At 40.2% G+C, this 22,202-nt stretch carries 20 protein-coding genes; 10 read left to right on the top strand and 10 right to left on the bottom strand.

Going from position 1 to position 22,202, the window contains the following annotated elements; translation table 11 throughout:
• Positions 1-5 precede the first annotated feature (5 nt).
• Positions 6-881, bottom strand: coding sequence for a metal-dependent hydrolase (locus RMB13_RS04635; protein WP_311084535.1), 876 nt, complete (start codon positions 879-881; stop codon positions 6-8).
• A 121-nt stretch (positions 882-1,002) separates the two neighbouring features.
• On the opposite strand from RMB13_RS04635, the gene RMB13_RS04630 reads away from it, so the two are divergent.
• The 6 genes from RMB13_RS04630 to RMB13_RS04605 all read left to right on the top strand — a co-directional run bounded on the left by RMB13_RS04630 (position 1,003) and on the right by RMB13_RS04605 (position 7,347).
• Positions 1,003-2,052, top strand: coding sequence for an AraC family transcriptional regulator ligand-binding domain-containing protein (locus RMB13_RS04630; protein WP_311084564.1), 1,050 nt, complete (start codon positions 1,003-1,005; stop codon positions 2,050-2,052).
• A 246-nt stretch (positions 2,053-2,298) separates the two neighbouring features.
• Positions 2,299-3,102, top strand: coding sequence for a tryptophan synthase subunit alpha (gene trpA / locus RMB13_RS04625; RefSeq protein ID WP_017392444.1), 804 nt, complete (start codon positions 2,299-2,301; stop codon positions 3,100-3,102).
• Positions 3,099-3,995, top strand: coding sequence for an acetyl-CoA carboxylase, carboxyltransferase subunit beta (accD, locus tag RMB13_RS04620; protein WP_017392445.1), 897 nt, complete (start codon positions 3,099-3,101; stop codon positions 3,993-3,995). The genes trpA and accD overlap by 4 nt, the downstream gene beginning before the upstream one ends.
• Positions 3,992-5,278 (top strand): bifunctional tetrahydrofolate synthase/dihydrofolate synthase, encoded by a 1,287-nt coding sequence (folC, locus tag RMB13_RS04615; protein ID WP_311084534.1) that lies wholly within the window; start codon positions 3,992-3,994, stop codon positions 5,276-5,278. The genes accD and folC overlap by 4 nt, the downstream gene beginning before the upstream one ends.
• Positions 5,269-6,330: an SPOR domain-containing protein gene (locus RMB13_RS04610; RefSeq protein ID WP_311084533.1), complete on the top strand. Its 1,062-nt coding sequence runs from the start codon at positions 5,269-5,271 to the stop codon at positions 6,328-6,330. The genes folC and RMB13_RS04610 overlap by 10 nt, the downstream gene beginning before the upstream one ends.
• Before the next feature lie 87 nt (positions 6,331-6,417).
• Positions 6,418-7,347, top strand: coding sequence for a DUF6929 family protein (locus RMB13_RS04605; protein WP_311084532.1), 930 nt, complete (start codon positions 6,418-6,420; stop codon positions 7,345-7,347).
• A gap of 145 nt (positions 7,348-7,492) precedes the next feature.
• On the opposite strand, the gene RMB13_RS04600 is transcribed toward RMB13_RS04605, so the two are convergent.
• The 3 genes from RMB13_RS04600 to RMB13_RS04590 form a co-directional block, all read right to left on the bottom strand.
• On the bottom strand, positions 7,493-8,074 hold the full coding sequence (locus RMB13_RS04600; RefSeq protein WP_311084531.1) for a dual specificity protein phosphatase family protein: 582 nt from the start codon (positions 8,072-8,074) through the stop codon (positions 7,493-7,495).
• Positions 8,071-8,883 (bottom strand): MBL fold metallo-hydrolase, encoded by an 813-nt coding sequence (locus tag RMB13_RS04595; RefSeq protein WP_213073802.1) that lies wholly within the window; start codon positions 8,881-8,883, stop codon positions 8,071-8,073. Before RMB13_RS04595 ends, RMB13_RS04600 begins: the two co-directional genes overlap by 4 nt.
• A 373-nt stretch (positions 8,884-9,256) precedes the next feature.
• Complete coding sequence (locus RMB13_RS04590) at positions 9,257-9,907, bottom strand: peroxiredoxin (RefSeq protein ID WP_005050084.1); 651 nt, start codon at positions 9,905-9,907, stop codon at positions 9,257-9,259.
• Between the two features lie 406 nt (positions 9,908-10,313).
• Between RMB13_RS04590 and secA the strand changes: the two genes are divergently transcribed.
• Together secA and RMB13_RS04580 are read left to right on the top strand one after the other, a co-directional pair.
• Positions 10,314-13,034, top strand: a complete 2,721-nt coding sequence (gene secA, locus RMB13_RS04585; protein WP_005036220.1) for a preprotein translocase subunit SecA — start codon at positions 10,314-10,316, stop codon at positions 13,032-13,034.
• Positions 13,035-13,166: 132 nt separating this feature from the next.
• The gene (locus RMB13_RS04580) at positions 13,167-13,586 is read left to right on the top strand and encodes a hypothetical protein (protein WP_311084530.1); all 420 of its coding nucleotides are present in this window, start codon (positions 13,167-13,169) and stop codon (positions 13,584-13,586) included.
• A gap of 65 nt (positions 13,587-13,651) precedes the next feature.
• Here RMB13_RS04580 and RMB13_RS04575 read toward each other — a convergent pair whose 3' ends face one another.
• Positions 13,652-14,962 (bottom strand): MFS transporter, encoded by a 1,311-nt coding sequence (locus tag RMB13_RS04575; RefSeq protein ID WP_080027750.1) that lies wholly within the window; start codon positions 14,960-14,962, stop codon positions 13,652-13,654.
• A 133-nt stretch (positions 14,963-15,095) separates the two neighbouring features.
• The gene (gene trhA / locus RMB13_RS04570) at positions 15,096-15,737 is read right to left on the bottom strand and encodes a PAQR family membrane homeostasis protein TrhA (RefSeq protein WP_003655229.1); all 642 of its coding nucleotides are present in this window, start codon (positions 15,735-15,737) and stop codon (positions 15,096-15,098) included.
• Between the two features lie 128 nt (positions 15,738-15,865).
• On the opposite strand from trhA, the gene RMB13_RS04565 reads away from it, so the two are divergent.
• A complete protein-coding gene (locus RMB13_RS04565; protein WP_005036227.1) occupies positions 15,866-17,077 on the top strand; it encodes an SAM-dependent methyltransferase in 1,212 nt (403 codons plus the stop codon).
• 12 nt (positions 17,078-17,089) lie between these two features.
• A complete protein-coding gene (locus RMB13_RS04560) occupies positions 17,090-17,509 on the top strand; it encodes a GNAT family N-acetyltransferase (RefSeq protein WP_311084529.1) in 420 nt (139 codons plus the stop codon).
• A gap of 29 nt (positions 17,510-17,538) precedes the next feature.
• Here RMB13_RS04560 and RMB13_RS04555 read toward each other — a convergent pair whose 3' ends face one another.
• The 4 genes from RMB13_RS04555 to RMB13_RS04540 form a co-directional block, all read right to left on the bottom strand.
• A complete protein-coding gene (locus tag RMB13_RS04555; protein WP_311084528.1) occupies positions 17,539-18,399 on the bottom strand; it encodes a patatin family protein in 861 nt (286 codons plus the stop codon).
• Positions 18,400-18,410: 11 nt separating this feature from the next.
• A complete protein-coding gene (locus RMB13_RS04550) occupies positions 18,411-18,668 on the bottom strand; it encodes a hypothetical protein (protein WP_004638947.1) in 258 nt (85 codons plus the stop codon).
• Positions 18,669-18,832: 164 nt separating this feature from the next.
• A complete protein-coding gene (locus RMB13_RS04545) occupies positions 18,833-20,968 on the bottom strand; it encodes a 3-hydroxyacyl-CoA dehydrogenase NAD-binding domain-containing protein (protein ID WP_311084527.1) in 2,136 nt (711 codons plus the stop codon).
• Between the two features lie 18 nt (positions 20,969-20,986).
• Positions 20,987-22,192 carry an acetyl-CoA C-acetyltransferase gene (locus tag RMB13_RS04540; protein WP_311084526.1) on the bottom strand — a complete coding sequence of 402 codons (1,206 nt, stop codon included), beginning with the start codon at positions 22,190-22,192 and terminating at the stop codon, positions 20,987-20,989.
• Positions 22,193-22,202 lie beyond the last annotated feature (10 nt).

Raw genomic sequence — 22,202 nt, 5'->3', positions numbered from 1 at the left:
GCAGGTTATAAACCTGCTTGCCAGAATGCCTCACCAGCTGCAATAGGGTCATTTGTCTTTTCGAGTGTTTCAATCCAAATAGGATATTGACGAATTACCGGATGCTGACTTGGGTGGAAGTCTTTTTTAAACCAGTCCAGATATTGGCTTTTCATGGCTGTTAATGTGCCATTTTTACCAAAAAACCAAGGTAAACCCTTAAGGCTCATTAAGAGTCTTTCTCTAGAACTAAAACCATCACATTTCAACATGACATTGGTACGATAAAGTGTAAAACCAAACATTAATACTGTTGTAGCAACTAATACAAAGCGACGTGTTGACTCAGGCACTTCACCTACCTGCTTCATTACGTCAAATGCAACATCTCGATGCTCCATCTCTTCAATGGCATGCCATGCAAACAGTGCTCGAACATACGGATGTGCATTTTCCAATGTTTTTTTGTTGCTATAAAACGTCTCTGCCATTAAAGCTGTTAAATGTTCAGCAGCAGCAGTCATGGCAATGTTGTATTGAGGTGAGCGTTTTGTCAGTTCAAAACGGAAAATCCTTTTCAGCGTGGTCGTGAACTGGTCAACAGGCATGCCTTGCTCTTTCATGATCTGATTCATTTTGTCATGAGCAATACCATGTTGAGCTTCTTGTTTAATAAAGTCCACAACTCGTCTTTGTAGTTCTGGATCATCAATTTTGTCACGGAACATACGAACACATTCAATAAAATAACGCTCTCCATCTGGAAAGGTTAAGCTGAGTGCATCGAACATACGAGTCAAAAAAGGATCATTATTAAACCAAAAGCGAGGTGCTTCGTTTAAATGAAAATCTAGATCTTTACGAACCACTGGATCGACCTGATAAGAAACATGTGCGTTCATATTTTTATTTCTCGCATCTAACATGTTCACTAGTATGTCGCGACTGGTCGGCTTTGTTTTGACAGTTATTGCCAATTTTTATACAGTTTACGACAAGGTGGCAGTAAAAAAAGGATGCGCCATGCAGGAGTTTACGATTTCAAATGGTTATTTTTACCTTTGGAATACTTACTTAAAAGAAAAGGGGATGGACTGGCAGGCATTAAATCTAACAGATGTTCAAGTTCGCCAAGTTCAAAACATTTTATCTGCATCTATCGATGCTCAATCACCTTTAACTTTTTTTCTTGAGCTTTTAGAGCTGACCGAATCTCGATTACAAGTTTCCAATTTAGCTTTGGAAATGGCAACTTGTATTACACCTGCCAATTTTGGTGTATTGGGATATATGGCATCCCGAAGTGGTAGCTTTGCAGAGGTTCTTGAATATATCATGAAGTTTCACCGTCTGGTGATTGACGGTGAGCAAGTCGTGCCTATGCAAATCGAGCAAGATGCTTCTAAAATTCGTTTGTATTGGCCGTTGGTTGATGACAGTAATATCATACTTTGTGAATTGACCTTGGCAGCTATGGTACAACTTGCTAAACAAATAGCCCCACTGCATGATTTTCTCTTGCAACAAGTTGAGTTTGTGCACAGCGCACGTGGTCCGTTAGTGCACTATCAGCGTTTCTTTCAATGCAAATTATCATTTGGGAAACCTTACTATGCATTAACTTTTGCAAGTGAGGGACTAAGTATTCGCCCTCAACATGCAGACCCGACCTTAATGCAACTTTTGGTGAAACAGGCAGAAGAGGCGTTAGCTCAGCGTAAAATACAAACAGATTTAGCTCAGCAAATACATTGGATCGTGCATGAATGTTTTAAGCAAAGACAGCAAGCGCCTAAAATAGAAGATATTGCCATCGAGTTGAATATTTCAGTACGAAGCTTACAGCGCCAGCTACAGTCATTAAACACTTCATTTAAATTAATTTTAGATGCAGAGCGCATGAGACGTTGTGAGATATTACTCAACCAAAATGCAAGCCTTACTTTAATTGCTGAGCAGTTGGGATATTCGGACCAGTCAGCACTTGCACGGGCCCATAAAAATTTGACAGGACAAACCTTGCTGACAAGAAAAAGACAATTACAGCTAACCAATAAAAATGCAGTGAAATAGGCATTTTTGGATGGTTTTCTATTCAGATGACGATCTAATAATGGCTCGAAAATAGGAAGCTTTGATCATTGAGAAAAGTTTCAAAATATTGATAAATGTACGCCATGGGTTGTATGAATCATACAATCGAATATCGCCATAACGTTAGACCTGTTCAATGGACAAAAAATAGCGTTAAAATGCGATGTTCTTGTATTTCTACAAACAACTCCTCAATTTTAAATAATTCAAGGAAAGCACAACCCTATGTCACGTCTTGCCACCCGTTTTGAAAAGCTTAAGTCCCAACAACGTAAAGCGCTTGTATCTTATGTTATGGCGGGTGATCCACAACCGCAAGTAACAGTTCCGTTACTGCATAAAATGGTTGCGGCAGGAGTAGATGTCATTGAGCTTGGTTTACCATTTTCAGATCCAATGGCTGATGGTCCGGTAATTGCGCTTGCAGCTGAACGTGCGCTTGCAGCAGGGACTAACACATTAGATGCTCTTAATATGGTAAAGGAGTTCCGTGAACAGGATCAGGATACACCTGTTGTTTTAATGGGTTATTTGAATCCGGTTGAAGTGATTGGTTATGAGAAGTTTATTTCTCATGCGAAACAGTGTGGTGTAGATGGCTTATTGCTGGTGGATTTACCACCAGAAGAGTCAAAAGAGTTTGGTGCTGTGTTGAAGCAACATGACATGGATCAAATCTTCTTGCTCGCGCCAACATCTACAGACCAGCGCATTCAACATGTGGCAAATCAGGCAAGTGGATTTATCTACTATGTTTCACTTAAAGGTGTAACAGGAGCAGCAACACTAGATACGGCAGAAGCTGCTGCACGTATTCAGAAAATCAAAAATGCCACTGATATTCCAGTTGGTGTTGGTTTTGGTATTAGTGATGCCGCTTCAGCAAAAGCAATGGGTAGTGTTGCTGATGCTGTGATTGTAGGTAGTGCTTTCGTTAAAAATTTTGCAACGTTGGCAGCGGATGACGCTGTTGAACAGACGGTGAATAAAGTCAAGGAGCTTCGAGCAGCGCTCGATGAGTTAGTATGAATCAAGAAGTGAAATCAGGGAAAGTTCTTAGCCCTTCGACACCATGGACAAAACGTCCGGTTCCAGGTATTGAAGTCGCAAATGAGCAACAAATTCTCAAAGCAACATTTACTGAGCCAACGATTGAATGCCCTGAATGTCATGCTCTAGTGACACGTACAGCAATCTCTTTCAATGCATATGTTTGTCCGCAGTGTGATGAACACTTACGAATGAAAGCTCGTGATCGTTTGAATTGGTTCTTCGATAATGTAGTGACTGAATTAGGTCAAGAGTTTAGCGCGAAAGATCCATTAAAGTTTGTCGACACTAAACCATATCCAGACCGTATGCGTGAAGCGCAAAGCAAAACTGGTGAAACAGAAGCTTTAATTGCAATGCAAGGCAATTTAAATGGCGTAGATATGATTGCTTGTGCTTTTGAGTTCGACTTTATGGGCGGCTCTATGGGTACTGTAGTAGGTGACCGTTTTGTTCAAGCTGCTGAACTTGCTATTGCAAAACGTCAACCATTAATCTGTTTCGCAGCTTCTGGTGGCGCACGTATGCAAGAAGGCATGTTGTCACTTATGCAAATGGCACGTACTTCAGCGGCGATCCAAAAATTAAAAGATGCAGGTTTACCTTATATCGTGGTGTTAACACATCCGGTATATGGCGGTGTAACAGCTTCTTTAGCAATGTTAGGTGATATTCATATTGCTGAACCGAAAGCGATGATCGGCTTTGCAGGTAAACGTGTAATTGAACAAACTGTACGTGAAACATTGGAAGAGCCATTCCAACGTGCTGAATATTTGCTTGATCATGGCGTAATCGATCAGATTGTTCATCGTCATGCTTTACGTGATACTGTATCTCGACTTGTATCGAAATTGATGAACTTACCTTGAATCAACAAGCTCCACTTTCAATAGACTCTTTAGATACATGGCTCAATTATTGGAGCCATGTTCACGTTACAGGGATAGATCTTGGTCTGGAACGTGTAATTCCTGTGGCAGAAAAGCTGGGTGTAACTCAGCCTACTGCTAAAGTTTTTACAGTAGCCGGAACGAATGGTAAAGGCTCAACTACAACTACACTAGCTGCTATATTAAATGAGCAGGGTTATAAAGTTGGGTTATATCAATCACCCCATATCTATCGCTTTAATGAACGAGTCAAATTAGGTGGAGTCGAAGTCGATGATCAAAGTCTGATTGATGCTTTTGTTCAAGTCGATCAGGCTCGTCGCGATTGTGATTTAAGCTTATCTTTTTTTGAAGCAACCACTTTGGCTGCTTTTGTCATTTTTAAACAAAAGCAATGCGATGTATGGGTGCTCGAAGTCGGTTTGGGCGGGCGCTTAGATGTTGTTAATGTAATTGATCCCAATGTTGCGATTATTACTAATATAGGCCTAGATCATACCGATTGGTTAGGCGATACCATTGAAAAAATTGCTTTTGAAAAAGCAGGCATTATTCGTCCACAAATTCCGGTTGTCTTTGCTGGCGAACAACTTCTACCTCAAGCAATTCAAGATAAAGTAGAAAGCACACAAGCAATTTTATATACCGTTAATCGTGATTATTTTTATAAACTCGCCGATGATGGGCAAAACTGGTACTTTGCTTCAGAAGGAACCACTTTAAAGCTTCCTTTAGGTGGTTTAGCCATCGAAAATATTGCGGGGGCGGTTGCAGCCATTTTAAATAGCGGACTTGAAATTTCTCAGTCTGCTTTAGAAAAAGGTATTCAAGCTGCACGCCTAGCCGGGCGTTTTGAACAGCGTCAAGTGGAAGGGAAAACGGTAATTTTTGATGCCGGACACAATCCACATGGTGTTGAATTTTTGTTAAAGCAATTGCGAAATTTCTTAGAATACAATAAACAGTACACAGAAGTTGTCGCAGTATTTTCAATGCTGGCAGATAAAGATATAAAATCAGTAGTCGAATTATTGAAACCTACTGTTTTACATTGGAAAATTGCTGAGTTGAATGTGCCGCGTGCTGCATCGATTCAGCAACTCAATGATGCCTTGCAAGGTCAGACAGTACAACAATATGGCAATATCAAAGAGGCATTTAAATCAGCGCTTGAGCAAACAAATAACAATCAGCTGATTTTGGCCTGTGGTTCGTTTCATACTTTAGAAGCGATTTGGGAGTATTTGGAAGAATGTCAATGAATAACAAACAACGCTGGATGGGTGGTGTTGTTTTACTGGGTGGTGGTGTTTTATTGGCAGCATTACTTCTAAAAGGAAATGAAGAAATAAAGCAGGTTGAAGTTCAGCCAGACGCATCCACAGCGCCAAAAACTCAAACTAAGCCAAAACAAGCAACTGAAGGACAAATGGTACAACTCCAACCTCTAGCGGTTGATGTTGCAACAGAGAAGCGGTTGCTAGAAGAACAACGCCGTTCGCGTGAAAAGGCTGTTGCAGAACAGGAAGCACGCGCAGCTGAGTTTTTAGCCATGCAACAGCAAGCTGAAGCCGATGCTGCTCGTAAAGCGGCTGCCGAATATGCTGCGATTAATGCACGTCGTACAGCTGCTCAAGAAAGTTCAGACAATATTCCGCCGGAAGTTGTCGGCAGCGATGGTAAAGTAAAAAGTCCACAAACTGATGTGAAGAAAAAATCTGTAGATAGTGCAAAAGCAGAAGCAGATAAAAAAGCGGCTGATGCCAAGCGCCAAGCAGAAGCTGACAAGAAAGTAGCTGAAGCAAAACGTCAAGCAGAAGCAGATAAAAAAGCAACTGAAGCAAAACGCCAAGCAGAAGCAGATAAGAAAGCAGCTGAAGCAAAACGTCAGGCAGAGGCTGATAAGAAAGCAACTGAAGCAAAACGTCAAGCAGAAGCAGATAAGAAAGCAGCTGAAGCAAAACGTCAGGCAGAAGCTGATAAGAAAGCATCAGATGCTAAACGCAAAGCAGAAGCTGATAAAAAAGCTGATGCTGAAAAAGCGCGTGAACTGCTGGAAAATGGTGATAAAAAGTGGATGGTGCAAGTTGCATTGGCTGCTAACCAAGCAAATGCAGATGCAATTGTTTCTAAATTACGAGCTAAAGGCTACAAGGTAACTACGAGCCAAACCAGCAAGGGAATCCGTATTATGGTTGGACCAGCGAAAGACCGTGATACAGCAGATGCAGCCCGTAAGAAAATTACTTCTGATTCAAGTTTAAATATGAAATCGGCTTGGGTAATTGACTGGGTACCGCTTGATCAGCGATAACGGCTGATCATCCCCTAAATCAAATCAGGAACACTTCAAAAGCTTTATTCTTGTGAGGAGTGTTCCATTCAATAGGGGATCTTGAAGATGAATACAACGATCAAAATATTAGAACGATTTGTTTTTGCACAAGATTCAGTGGTTAGCGCACTGTCTGGAGTTGTTTGTGTGGGAGATGATGTTTATTTTGTTGGTGATAATCTCCCTTATTTATTAAGAATCAATCGAGCCCAGAACATGGCTGATGCAACGGTCTTTGAAAAAATTCCGTTATTTGATCCTTCAGAGCAAATACCGCTAAGTGCATTAAGCAAAGAACAGAAGCCTGATTTTGAAGCTTTAACCTCCATAAGTTGGAACGGACAATCACAGCTTTTGGTGATGGGCTCGGGTTCTACAGAAAATCGAAAACGAGCATTACTCTATAACCCTGCCAATGATCAGGTCAGAACTTTCTTGGATGCGGTTGATTATGATTTTTTGCAGCATCAGGTTGAATTAACAGGCGGGGCTGATCTCAATATAGAAGCCATATGTTCAGACCATCGTTATCTCTATATCTTTCAACGTGGTAACATAAATCTCCATCATGGGGTTTTAGTCTTTGATTTAATCAAAATTCAAGCAGGAAAATCCTTAGAAAATGCACTTATACATTCGCTCAAACTGAGCTTAGCTGAGCTTGATGGTTCAGCAAGTGGCATTTCAGATGCTTGTCTTTTAGCGGATAAAAATTTGATTGTTGCTACAGCTGCGGTCGAACAAACACTCAATACATATGATGACGGCGCTGTCTTGGGAAGTTTTATTTTGGTGTTTTCGCCTGAGGGTAATGCTTTAGCGGCTCATTTGATTCAAGATGCGAAAGGACAGACGCTGCCAATCAAGGTTGAAGGGATTACTTGGTTCGAGTCGAGATCCGATGGCGAAGTCTTTTTATTAGTGACAGACAGTGATGGTGGTGATTCTGAAATTTTGAAGGTATTACTTAGCAACGCCGCTTTGGGAAAATCATAAAATTAAATCATATTTTTGATGGTCATCTATCTTTAAATGTATGTTTTTCGATGTAATTGATAAGAATGAAAACAATAAATAAGTTGGTGATTGAGCCAACTTATTTGCCTAATAATCGCGTTTGCATACAAAAGCAATCCAGTCTTTAGCTGCTGGAATTCGACAGTTGCTGTCGAGTCCATTTTACATTTTCAGGTGTAAATAGGCGGTCAATATTCTTCCAGATAATATGATAGCCATAACCGCCTTGCTTCATTTCTTTAACCGCATCATCAATTGCCCAATTCTCAAAAATAATACGATACATGGCAACACTGGCTCCTGTACGGTCTGAACCATGGTAGCAGTGCAATAAAACACGTTGATTATTCTGTTTGGCAATCTTAATTTGTTGCATGACTTCTAATAGATATTGTCGGTCAATTGCCCAAGTGTTGATAGGAATATGTGCAAGGTTAAAATTTTCATTTTTAAAAACTAAATCATCTGAAGCTCTAGCTCTTAAATTAATAATGGTACTTATTTGATGACGTTTTAGCTCGGGAACCATTGTTGCATCGGGTTGTTCACTGCGAAAAACAGTATCACTAATCTGATAAAAGTTATGGGCCTCAGAGACTAAGGTCCCCCAGTCTTGGGGGCGATGCTCATGGGCAATACTTTCATGCTGCATACATCCCTGTAAATTTATACAGATGGCAAGTGTGATGAGTGATAATTTTTTCATGTTTGATACCGGTTAAGCTCATAAGGATCATGAGCACAAATTATTTCAATCGTTGGCTCATGTTGAGCTAAATGCTGCAAGCGTTTGAGATTAACAAGACGTTTCTCATTATCTTCTGCAAATGTTTTTTCCAGCAAACTAAGAGATCTTAATTTATTTTTAGGGTTTAACTCTAGGTGTGAGTAGTACGCATCTCCACAAAATAATAACCATTGATTTTGTTGCTTTATGGCAATACCACAATGACCAGCTGAGTGACCCAATAAAGGCACCATTAAAATTTCATCTTGAAAAAGAGGAAAGCCTTTTACTTTCTCTAGGTTAAACCATGCTTCACCTTGTTGATATTCAACAAAGTTCCAGTAACGATGGTCTTTATATTGATTGGTTCTATAGCGAAGTTTGCCTTTAAAATTTGGAAGTTGGGCCGCGTTATATTCTGCTGCTAAAACATGGACAGTGGCATGGGGAAAATCTGAAATTCCACCTGCATGATCAAAATCAAGATGAGTGACAAAAATATGTTGTACATCCTTAGGATTAAACCCGAGCTTTTGGATTTGCTGGATGGCACTAAACTCAAGGTTAGTCTCAATTTTGCCTAAACGTTGGACTAATGAACCTAGTCGCTGCTTCATGTGTAGATAATCTTGCAGCCCGAAGCCTGTATCAATAAGCACTAGACCTCGATCGGTTTCAACCAACAGGCAATGGCAGACAACTTCAGCTCGGAAGCCTTTTTGTCCAAAGAGTGGGGCACAAACTGGGCACATGCTGCCGCACTTTAAATGATGAATTTTATAGATCATGATTTTTATTTTTTATACCGAATCGCTTCGAGTTATAACTGATCTTGGCAGTAAAAACCATGTGTATTCAATACATAAATAAAAAGCCATCACGTTGGATGACTTTTTAGGGTGTGATATTTACTTAAGACTTTCTAAAAATTTGGTACTTATTTCCGATGCTCTGTTATGAACTTTTTAACTGGTTGCATACGTGTTGCTGTCAGTTTTTATTCGAAAAGTTTCGAATGTTTGCCTACGCACTTCGTTTGTCTTGCGCTTCAATTAAAGCCTTTTTAAAGGCTTTTAAAATCAGCACATAACTATCAGTTTTATTAGGAAACTTTAGAATGTTTGCCTACGCGCTTTGCTTGTCTTGCAAGCAATAAAAACTTTAGTCGGTTTTATTGCTTTCAGGCTGTGGTGTTAAGCGTAAATAAGGTTTAACCGCTGTATAGCCTTTAGGGAAGCGCTGTTTAATTTCTTCTTCATCTTTAAGTGATGGCACAATAACGACATCTTCACCTTGCTGCCAGTTCGCAGGTGTCGCTACTTTATGCTTGTCAGTTAATTGTAATGAGTCAACAACACGTAAGACTTCATTAAAATTTCGGCCTGTTGAAGCAGGGTAGGTAATGATTAAGCGAACTTTTTTATTCGGATCAATAATCACTAATGAACGAACTGTCAGTGTTTCACTGGCATTTGGATGAATGAAACCATAGAGTTCAGATACTTTACGGTCTTTATCAGCAATGATTGGAAAATTTACAGTCGTATTTTGTGTTTCGTTAATGTCATTGATCCAGCCCTTATGAGACTCTACATCATCTACTGACAAAGCAATCGCTTTAACATTACGCTTCGTAAATTCATCTTTTAATTTTGCTGTATAACCTAACTCTGTTGTACATACGGGTGTATAGTCGGCTGGATGTGAAAATAAAATTCCCCAACTATCCCCTAGAAAATCATAAAAATTAATTGTGCCTTCACTCGATTCTTGTTGAAAATCGGGGGCTGTATCTCCTAATCGTAGTGTCATGATCGTTCCTCAATTGCTCATAATTTGTTATTCGATCAATGAATATGCAGCATTATCTTTATGATTAAAATTATTGTTTTTGTATTTTATTATGAGTTTTTTATATAAGTGTAAATATATATGACTAAAACTCACTATTTTATGTGCTTAATCAATGTAACTTTAAGGTAAATTTGCTAAATTAGATTTCTCGGAAGTTATGCTTAATAGATGAGCGTTAATGTTACGTTTTTAGGTGCAAGGCACATTACGGGGGACTAGGCGAATGATAAAACCATTCGTCTAACTATCAGATTTTTTTTAGGGGTTTTGTGCAAAACCCTTGTACTTCAAATTTCTGGCACCATAATAAACGACTGAGAAAAAGTTTATTCATTTGACCAAGCAAGATTTAGAGAGTTTATCCATGTTGGCAAGTCTGATCGGAGGTATCTTCGGTACAAAAAATGAGCGCGAACTCAAACGCATGCGCAAAATTGTTGAGCAAATCAATGCGCTCGAGCCGACGATATCAGCTTTAAGCGATGCAGACTTATCTGCAAAAACTCCAGAATTCAAACAACGTTATAATAATGGCGAAAGTTTAGATAAATTACTTCCAGAAGCGTTTGCAGTGTGTCGTGAAGCTGCCAAACGTGTAATGGGCATGCGTCACTATGACGTTCAGCTTATTGGTGGTATTACTTTACATGAAGGTAAGATTGCCGAAATGCGTACCGGTGAAGGTAAAACCCTTATGGGTACTTTGGCGTGTTATTTAAACGCATTAAGTGGCGAAGGCGTTCATGTCATTACTGTGAACGATTATTTGGCACAGCGTGATGCTGAGTTGAACCGCCCATTATTTGAATTTTTGGGTTTATCTATTGGTACGATCTATTCAATGCAAGGTCCTTCTGAAAAAGCGGAAGCTTATCTTGCTGATATTACTTATGGTACCAATAACGAATTCGGTTTTGACTACTTACGTGACAACATGGTGTTTTCTTTAGCAGAAAAGAAACAACGTGGCTTGCACTATGCCATTATCGATGAAGTTGACTCAATCTTGATTGATGAAGCACGTACACCATTAATTATTTCTGGTCAAAGTGAAGACTCTTCACATCTTTATGCTGCAATCAATACGATTCCCCCTAGATTACGTCCGCAAAAAGAAGAAAAAGTTGCAGATGGCGGGCATTTCTGGATTGATGAAAAGCAGCGTTCAGTTGAAATGACTGAAATTGGTTATGAAACTGTTGAGCAAGAACTTATTCAGATGGGCTTGTTGGCTGAAGGTGAAAGCTTATATTCAGCAACGAATCTAAGCCTTGTTCACCATGTGTCTGCCGCTATTCGTGCACATTTCTTATTCCAGCGCGATGTTCACTATATTATTCACGATGGCGAAGTCGTGATTGTTGATGAACATACTGGCCGTACAATGCCGGGCCGTCGTTGGTCAGAAGGTTTGCATCAAGCAGTTGAAGCGAAAGAAGGTTTGGAAATTCAGCCTGAAAACCAGACTTTAGCGACCACAACATTCCAGAACTATTTCCGTTTATATAAAAAGCTTTCAGGTATGACAGGTACTGCTGATACTGAAGCTGCGGAAATGAAAGAAATTTATGGCCTTGATGTTGTGATTATTCCAACTCACCGCCCAATGGTACGTAATGACCAAAACGATTTAATTTATTTAAACCGTAACGGTAAATATGACGCGATTATTCAAGAAATTACGAATATTCGTGAGCAAGGTGTGGCACCGATTCTTATTGGTACAGCGACCATTGAAGCTAGTGAAATTTTATCTTCTAAGTTAATGCAAGCTGGTATTCATCACGAAGTGTTGAATGCAAAACAACATGAGCGTGAAGCTGACATTATTGCTCAAGCGGGTAGCCCGAATGCAGTAACGATTGCAACGAACATGGCTGGTCGTGGTACAGACATTATCTTGGGTGGTAACTGGAAAGCGAAACTTGCCAAACTTGAAAACCCTACTGCTGAAGATGAAGCACGTCTGAAAGCACAATGGGAACAAGACCATGAAGATGTATTGCAATCAGGTGGTTTGCACATCATTGGTTCTGAACGCCATGAATCACGTCGTATTGATAACCAGTTACGTGGTCGTGCAGGCCGTCAGGGTGACCCTGGTGTTTCTCGTTTCTATTTGTCTCTTGAAGATGACCTTATGCGTATTTTCGCAGGTGACCGCGTAGTCGGAATGATGCGCGCGATGGGTCTACAAGAAAATGAAGCGATTGAACACAAAATGGTGAGTCGTTCAATTGAGAACGCTCAGCGTAAAGTTGAAGCTCGTAACTTTGATATTCGTAAAAACTTATTGAAATACGATGATGTGAATAATGAACAACGTAAGATCATTTATTCACAACGTGATGAAGTGTTAGCTGAAAATACCTTAAAAGAATACGTCGAAGAAATGCATCATGAAGTGATGAAAGGCGTGATTGCGAACTTTATTCCACCTGAGTCAATTCATGACCAGTGGGATGTGGAAGGTTTAGAAAATGCTTTACGTATTGATTTGGGCATTGAGCTACCAATTCAGGAATGGTTAGATCAAGATCGTCGTCTAGATGAAGAAGGTTTAGTTGAGCGAATCAGTGATGAAGTGATTGAACGTTATCGTCAACGCCGTGCTCAAATGGGTGATGAATCAGCAGCAATGCTTGAACGTCACTTCGTTTTAAACTCTCTTGATCGTCATTGGAAAGATCACTTAGCTGCAATGGATTACTTGCGTCAAGGTATTCACTTACGTGGCTATGCGCAAAAGAATCCTGAACAGGAATACAAGAAAGAAGCTTTCAACCTGTTTGTAAATATGCTCGGTATTATTAAAACTGATGTTGTGACTGATTTGTCTCGTGTACATATCCCAACACCAGAAGAACTTGCAGAAATGGAAGCTCAACAGCAGCAGCAAGCTGAATCGATGAAGCTTTCTTTTGAGCATGACGATGTAGATGGTTTAACGGGTGAAGTTACACTTTCTCAAGAAACCATGAACGAGTCTGCCGATCAGCAAGCTTTCCCTGTTCCAGAAAGCCGTAATGCACCATGCCCGTGTGGTTCTGGATTAAAATATAAGCAGTGTCACGGTAAGATTTAATCTGCCTTAACGAAAAAAAGCAGAACAATTGTTCTGCTTTTTTTACGTTTGTAGTAAGCCTGTGAATAATGTTTGCAGTTTTAAGCATTAAATGCTATTTACTTCTCATCCAGAGTGTATGTTGGAAAGACAATGAAAAAAGTATTACAACCTTTATTTTTAACTGTTCTTGCTGTGCCTAGTTTTGTTTTCGCAGCAGAAGCAGCTTCAGCCCCTCAAACGACAACGGTTGACAAAGTACTTGCAGCAAAAGGCCCAACTTCGGCTCAAGCTGTAGTGAAGCAAGAAAATACAACAGTGATTAGCCCTCGCACAGGTATTCGCTATACGTTGGGTAACACAGCTAATCGCCCAATTATTTTACAAACCACTGCGATTACTCCGGCAAACTCAGCAAATATTAATCGTATTGTGGCGACTAACCCGGCTTTATCTACGAAGAGCCAAGAAAAAGCAAAAGTGGCTTTAATTGGAGAGGCGGCGGTAGCAGGCCCAGCGGCAGTTGCAGCAAGTAATATGAGTGCTCCTGCAAATCCGACAACAATAAATTAAGCTGTATCTATAAAAAAAGCCGGTCAATGATGAACCGGCTTTTTTTATATAAGAATTTCTAGTTTTTAGATCTGATTATTCACATCATCATTTTTTGTTTCACGAATGAATAAGAAAGCGATGAGTGATAGAAGTGATGCCGCAGTAAGATAATAACCAACTGCATATAAACCATAGGTTTCAGCAAGTTTAGTGGCAATAAGTGGAGCAAAAGATGCACCAAAAATACCTGCCAAGTTAAACGTTAACGCTGAACCCGTATAACGAACTGAAGTTGGGAAAAGTTCAGAAAGAACGGTACCAATCGGACCATAGGTCAAGCCCATAATCGACAAGCCTGTACATAAGAAGAGAAAAACAATTAACGTATTTCCAGACTCTAACATGCTAGAGAAGAACAAACCGAAAATCGCAGCAGCAATACAAACACCAATCGAAGTGGCTTTACGTCCAAATTTTTCTGCAAAAATAGCCGATAATGGAATAAATGCAGCAAAGCATAGTGTAGCAAAGAGTTGAAGTTCTAAGAACTCACCACGCGCATAGCCTAATTTAGTGGTTGCCCAGTTTAAGGCAAATACCGTCGTAAGATAGAACACTACAAACGTACAGATTGCTGCAATCGTACCAAGTACAAGTTTGCCTGTATGTTTAGTTAAGACTTCTTTAAATGGAATATTTACTTCTTTTTGCTTATCCAAGACCTTTTGAAATGCTGGAGTCTCATGGAGTTTTAAACGGATATATAGGCCAACAATCACTAATACAGCACTTGCAATAAAGGGAATACGCCAGCCCCATTGCATGAATGCCTGCTCAGGAATAGCTGCACCCAATAATAAAAATGAACCTGTTGCTAAAATAAAGCCAATTGGAGCCCCAAGCTGTGGGAACATGCCATACCATGCGCGTTTACCCTCAGGTGCATTCTCTGTCGCAAGTAATACAGCACCACTCCATTCACCACCTAAACCTAAGCCTTGCCCTAGACGGCATACAGCTAATAGTAAAGGCGCGGCAAGACCAATTTGTGCATAGGTTGGAAGTAAACCAATACAGACTGTTGAAATACCCATGGTGAGCAAAGCTGCAACTAGAGTGGCTTTACGACCAATACGGTCTCCTAAATGACCGAATAACGCTGCACCGATAGGGCGAGCAATAAAGGCAATGGCGAAGGTTGCTAAAGATTGTAAGACTGCGGCACTGCCACTACTAGCAGGGAAAAACAGGTGAGGAAAAATAATAACGGCAGCTGTTGCATAGATATAAAAGTCGAAGAACTCAATGGTTGTACCGACTAAGCTTGCAAACAAAACCCGCGCTTTTGAATTAGTGGCTACCGCTGGAGCAGCAGTCGCAGAAGTTGACTCCATATAAGACCTTATATCAGTTAAAATTTATTTTTAATTTACTATTCTTTTTAAAGACATATTTTTCTCAAAGAATAGCGTGAAAGAACATCATCCATGACTCTTTCAGGATCACTGAATAAGAGTGAAAAATGAACTAAACAATGTACCAATAGATCGCAAGAAAGTGTGCTCCTGCACCTAAAAGCACAAAAATGTGCCAGATCGCATGGGTATATCTTACCTTTTTTAACGCGTAAAACAATGCTCCAACCGTATAAGCTAAACCGCCAATAATCAAGAAAATCAATGCGTCTTTACTCAAATAAGTACGCATATCATCCATTACAAAAACGGCAAGCCATCCCATTACAATATAGGCCAGCAAAGAAATTTTTTGAAAACGATGGATAAAAACTAACTTGAAAAGTGTACCAATTGCAGCAATGCTCCAGAGTGCAATAAGCAGAATATGGGCTTTTTGTGTAGGAATCGCGATGCTTAAGAAAGGAGTGTATGTCCCCGCAATTAAATAATAAATCGCAGTGTGATCTAGTTTCTTATACCAGTAACGTAGATTTTGTGTTTGGGCAAAGTGATAGAGTGTTGAACTCGTGAAAACCAGAATCAGACTAAATGAGTATACCCATAAACCCACCCACTGAGCAGTTGGAAGATAAGATCCCTTCATAATTAAAAAGATAGAAGCAATAACTGCCATAACGACACCAGCTCCATGGCTGTAGGCGTTAAGTAGTTCTTCTTTAGGATCGTAAGTTTCCAGCACAGATTTACTCATGAGTTTAATTTTTTTGATTAAAAATACAAATGTATAGAAATACAAAACAGTCGTAAAGTTATTTTATTTTTAATCCTAGACCCTTTAAACTTCTATTTTATATGAGTCTTCATTTTTTAGGTATATCCGTGTCGGTTTTCTCCTTTGAGCAAGAACAGCAATTCTTTTATGAAATCAAACAAATGCTTGATGAGCAGACTTTTGAGCGTTTGATTTTGAGCCAATATAAAGGAGAGTTGGAACAACTGGAAAAAATCACTTTCCGTGTTGTAGAGTTACATGGACAAAAACAGCTTTCGGCTTTATATCACTATACAACCCAAGATGTGACCAAAAATTATTCATTTGAAGAGGGCTTAGAACAGATTGCAGCGCTTTTAGTGCAGTGTAAGCAAGCGAACTTATTTTCAACTACTCAAGAAATCCAACTTAAAAAAAATAAGAAAAAAGCCCTATTAAATATAGGTAAAAAGCAGGCCGTAAATTCTGTACAGACAATTCAGACACATGATCGTGAAAAGCAACGCTATGTGCAGCAGGGCAATGCATTTCTAAAAGAGCTTGGTATTACCGATGAAAAAGGCCAAATCATTCCAAGCATGGCCCGCAAATGGAAACAGATAAATAAATTTATTGAAATTTTTGCGAGTGCCTATGAACAGATTGACGCATCTCAGCAAGAGTTACGGATTGTCGATTTCGGTTCAGGTAAAGGCTATTTAACTTTTGCTTTATATGATTATTTGCAAGAACAACAAAAAACACCTCTCATTACCGGCGTTGAATTACGACCCAATCTGGTTGAATTCTGCCAAAAAGTTGCAGATAAAGTTGATTTCAATCATTTAGACTTTTTTGAAGGTGATGTACGTAGTTATCAACCGGAAAAGTTGGACGTCATGATTGCCTTGCATGCTTGTGACATTGCTACCGATTTTGCGATTCATACCGGCATTCGTTTAAATGCATCAATGATTATGTGTGCCCCATGTTGCCACAAAGAGTTGCGCCCACAATTACATAGCCCAGAAGTGTTACAACCCATGCTACAGTTTGGTATTCATGCTGGCCAGCAAGCTGAAATGTTGACTGATACATTACGTGCATTACTTTTAAAAGCTTATGGCTATGAAACCAAAGTCTTTGAGTTTGTATCGCTTGAACATACCAGTAAAAACAAAATGATTTTGGCGACAAAACGTAAGGATGTCACTCAGCCTGATGCCAAGATCATGGCTCAAATTCAAGCCTTGAAAGACATGTATGGTATTAAAAAACAAACTCTAGAATTGTTATTACAAGACCAGTTGCCTATCGAGAATATTGGTTGTAAGTGTTAAGCAGGTTAACCCATGTATAAAATTATAACGGGTGGGTGGAAGCAGCTTGAGAAAGATGCCAAGCTCATCCGTGAGCAAGTTTTTATTCAAGAGCAGGGAATTGCCCCTGAAGATGAATGGGATGATTTGGATGCCATGGTTTTACACTTTATTGTGTATGACCGTGAGCAACCAATTGCTACAGCGCGATTGTTGCCACAGCATAGTGTAGGGCGGGTAGCTGTTTTAATGCCTTATCGAAAACAGGGTATAGGTAAAATTTTAATGCAGCATATTATTGATTATGCGCGCCAGCAAAACTTACCTTATCTAAAGCTTTCAGCGCAAACCTATGTGACCGCTTTTTACGAAGCATTGGGCTTTGTGGTTCAAGGCGAGGAATATCTAGATTGTGGTATCCCACATATTGATATGACTTTAGAGTTAAATTGAGACTTCTTTTTAGAAATCTCAATTTGGCATTATTTCATTGCATTCCAGCTTTCAATGGCTTGTAAACCTGTTTCTAAGCCGACTTCATAGCTATAGCGAAGTTTTTTCGGATTAGTACTTAAACGACCTGCCATATTCTTAAGGGGTGGTGGGCAAACTTCTAAAATTTGCTGGTCTGAGTTAGGGCCGCGGACAAAATCTACTGAAGCATTATATCTGGCACAACGGCTACGTAAGCTATTTGCAAAACCATAATGATGTTTAAAAGCATATTTCGCGAGGAATTGATCGCCTTTACTACTGGCTTTAAAGTAATTTTTTGGACGGGTACGCAAAACTAACAGTTTTTTGACATCACTTTGCTGAGCCGTCCAGCGAACAGGTAGGGCATCTGCAACGCCACCATCAAAGTATGGTTCACCCATAATATCGACGGGATGACGCGTTAAAACTGGAATTGAGCTAGAAGCACGAAGCGCATTTAACAAGTTATCTTTACCCGCACGAAGATATTCTGCCTGTCCTGTTTTGGCATGCGTCAATACCATATAAAAATCAGGATTTTTAGCAAACAGACTTTGCTGATCAAGCGGATGCTCTTGCTCGCCAATCTCCCACATCCATTTTAAATCAAGTAAATCGCCGCCTTTAAAGAAGCGTTTGTAATCGATAAATTCAGGACGGAGTGAGTGATCAGTGTAAAACGTTAAAGTGCGGCCTTGTTGACCTGCTAAGTAGTTTGCAACGTTGGTTGAACCAGATGATACGCCAACATATAAATCGAAAGGGTTGAACTGCTGCTGTAAAAAAGCATCAAGTACGCCACTGGTAAAGGCACCACGCATGCCTCCACCCTCTACAACAAGTGCATTACGGGAAAAATCTGTCATTTGATATCTAATTACTGAGTTGAGTTCTGATGTTCTTTCATATCCATTTCAGACATGTTGTCACTATGTTGAGCGTGTTGCTCTGTGGAATTTTCAGCTTTTTGCTGCATTTGCTCTTGTTGTGCTTTGCGCTGAGCTCCTGGCATATAGTCAGGTTCATTACTCATCGCTAAATAGAAAAAGCCAAGGAAAATCGCACTCAAAACACCAACGATCAGAACAAATTTCCAACCTAAAATTGCTGACTCGGAAGAATTTTTATCGGACATAAGGATTTCTCGAATGTGCTTTAGAAGCACAAAAATGAAGTCTATTTATAGCATATTTAGGCAGGAGGCTGAAATCTTAAAGGTCATAAAGAAAAACCCATATAAATAAAATATATTTATATGGGCAAGGTTTATGCAGTTTTTAAATATCCAATAAGTCTAAGTTATTGAATATTTTGTTTCTGCTCAGCTTTGGTTTTTAGCAAAGTTGGAGGTGTAAAACGTTCACCATATTTGGCAGCTAATTCTTCAGCTCGTTTTTGTGCTTTATCAGTACCGTATTGATTCAGAAACTGGATCGCACCTCCCGTCCAAGGAGCGTAACCAATACCAAAGATAGAGCCAACATTGGCATCAATAACCGACTCCAATACGCTTTCTTCATAGCAGCGTAATGTATCTAAAGCCTGTACAAACAGAATGCGATCGATCATATCTTGTTCAGAAATACCATGATCTTTTTGCCAGCGGTTTAAACCTTCCCATAGATGCTTTTTACCATTTTCTGGATATTCATAGAAACCTGCTCCAGCCGCCTTACCTTTACGGTTTAACTCATGAATCATGGTATGAACGACCTCATCGACAGAGGTCTTAGGCAAATCTTTCCCTTCAGCTTGCAAAGCTTTACGTGCTTCACTGGCAACATGTTCGGTTAAAGTTAAAGATACTTCATCTTGAATAGCGAGGGGACCTACAGGCATGCCTGCTTTAAGTGCTGCCATTTCAATGCGGGCTGGATGAACGCCTTCGGCAAGTAAGCGCATACCTTCTTGAATAAAAGTACCAAACACACGACTGGTAAAGAAGCCGCGGCTATCATTGACAACAATTGGCGTTTTTCCAATTTGTTGTACAAAGTCGTAGGCTTTAGCAAGTGTGTCGCTTGAGGTGTTTTTACCTTTAATAATTTCAACTAACTGCATTTTGTCGACTGGGCTAAAGAAATGTAGTCCAATAAACTTCTGGTCATCTTTACTAGCCGTTGCCAAACCTGTGATTGGTAGGGTGGAAGTATTCGATGCAAAGATTCCACCTTCAGCTAAATATTGTTCAGCTTCTTGAGTAACTTTGGCTTTGAGCTCTTGGTTTTCAAATACAGCTTCAATAATGAGATCACAGCCTTGTAAGTCTTGTGCTGAGGCAGTTGCTGTAATGAGGGATAATACTTGGTCACGTTTTTCTGCGGTCATACGGCCTTGAGAAACGCGTTTATCTAGAAGTTTCTGCGAATAGGCTTTGCCTTTTTCAGCATTTTCAACAGACACATCTTTTAGTACAACAGGAATGCCTTTAATTGCGGTTGAATATGCAATACCAGCACCCATCATGCCCGCGCCTAGCACACCAACTTTAGTGGCTTGCCATTTTGTAACATCGGCAGGGCGGCTAGCGCCAGACTTAATTGCATTTAGACCGTGCCAGAAAGTACCGATCATATTTTTAGAGATATGACCCGTGGTGAGTTGGGTGAAGTAACGAGATTCGATGCGTAAAGCGGTATCTACATCGACCTGAGCGCCTTCAACTGCTGCCGCCATTATTGCTTCAGGAGCAGGGTAACAACCTTTGGTTTTGTCTCTTAACATGGCTGGGGCAATAGCAAGAACTTGAGCAACAGCTGGAGTCTTTGGATCGCCGCCCGGAATTTTATAGCCTTTTACATCAAAAGGTTGTTGAGACTTAGGATTGGCTTTTACCCATGCGATCGCTTTATCTAAAAGCTCTTGTTCGTTTTCGGCAGTGTCATGTATCAGACCTAAAGATTTTGCTTTATCGACACCAAATTGCTTACCTTCCATTAAAAATGGGAATGCGTTTTGTAAGCCAAGTAGGCGTACCATGCGAACAATACCACCGCCACCCGGTAACAGGCCTAAAGTGACTTCAGGTAGGCCGAACTTACTTTTTGGGTCATTGATTGCAATGCGGTGATGGCAGCTTAATGCTATTTCCCAACCGCCACCAAGCGCTGTGCCATTTAAGGCTGCAACTACGGGAATACCTAATGTTTCAATGGTACGTAAATGGCCTTTTAATTTTTCAACCATGTTGAAAAAATCAGTGGCATGTTCGGGCTGAACCTGAATAAGCTCATCTAGATCACCCCCAGCAAAGAAAGTTTTTTTGGCTGAGCGGAAGATAACGCCTGAAAGTTCTGTTTCGGCTTTAAGTTTTTGGGTTGCCTCATCAAGCGAGTCTCGAAACTCGGCATTCATGGTGTTTGCAGATTGACCTGTTGAATCAAGCGTTAAAATGACAATGTTATCGGCATTTTTTTCGTATTGGATTGCACTCATCTTTTATATCCCTAATCTTTATACGCGTTCAATAATGGTGGCAATACCCATACCACCACCAACACAGAGCGTAGCTAAACCGCGCTTTTTATTTTGACGTTCAAGCTCATCAAGTAGCGTGCCTAAAATCATGGCACCCGTTGCACCCAATGGATGGCCTAAAGCAATCGCACCGCCATTTACATTGACTTTTTCTGGTGGAACATTGAGTTCATTGATAAAACGCATTACAACTGCTGCAAAGGCTTCATTGACTTCAAACAGGTCAATATCATCAATGGTGAGGCCAGCTTTTTCTAAGGCTTTACGTGCAGCAGGAGCAGGGCCAGTCAGCATGATCGTTGGGTCAGTACCGACGAGTGCAGTCGCCAGAACTTTAGCGCGTGGCTTTAAGTTTTGTTCTTTCACTGCTTTTTCTGAGGCCAATAAAACAACAGCAGCTCCATCGACAATGCCTGATGAATTACCTGCATGATGAACATGATTGATTTTTTGTGCTTCAGGATATTTTTGTAAGGCGATGGCATCAAAACCCATTTGTCCCATCATTTCAAAACTTGGGTTGAGTTTAGTCAGTCCTTCAACTGTCGTATTTCCTTTAATAAATTCATCTTTTTCTAAAATCACCACACCCGAGTGATCTTTTACAGGAACCACTGATTGATCGAAATAGCCATTTGCCTGAGCTGCTGCAGCTTTTTGCTGAGAGTTTACTGCAAATGTGTCTACATCTTCGCGAGTATAACCATCTAAGGTTGCAATGAGGTCAGCCCCAATACCTTGTGGAACAAATGATGACTTAAGATTTGTTTCTGGGTCTAGCGCCCACGGCCCGCCATCGGAACCCATTGGAATGCGTGACATTGATTCAACACCACCAGCAACCACTAAATCTTCCCAGCCCGAACGAACTTTCATGGCTGCCATGTTGACTGCTTCTAAGCCTGAAGCACAAAAACGATTGATTTGAACCCCAGCAACATCCTCATTCCAACCCGCTGCAATGGCGGCTGTTTTAGCAATATCACCACCTTGATCACCAATAGGAGTTACACAGCCCAGAACAATATCGTCGACTTTAGACGTATCAAGCTGATGACGCTGCTGTAATTCATTTAATAAAGTGGTGAGTAAGGTAATTGGTTTTACTTCGTAAAGAGAGCCGTCTTTTTTTCCTTTTCCGCGTGGTGTGCGAATGGCATCAATAATATAAGCCTCGCTCATAACAGTTCCT

The sequence above is a fragment of the Acinetobacter sp. V102_4 genome (genome assembly GCF_031799005.1).
Taxonomy (GTDB): domain Bacteria; phylum Pseudomonadota; class Gammaproteobacteria; order Pseudomonadales; family Moraxellaceae; genus Acinetobacter; species Acinetobacter calcoaceticus.
This window is presented reverse-complemented; position numbering and strand designations above follow the sequence as displayed.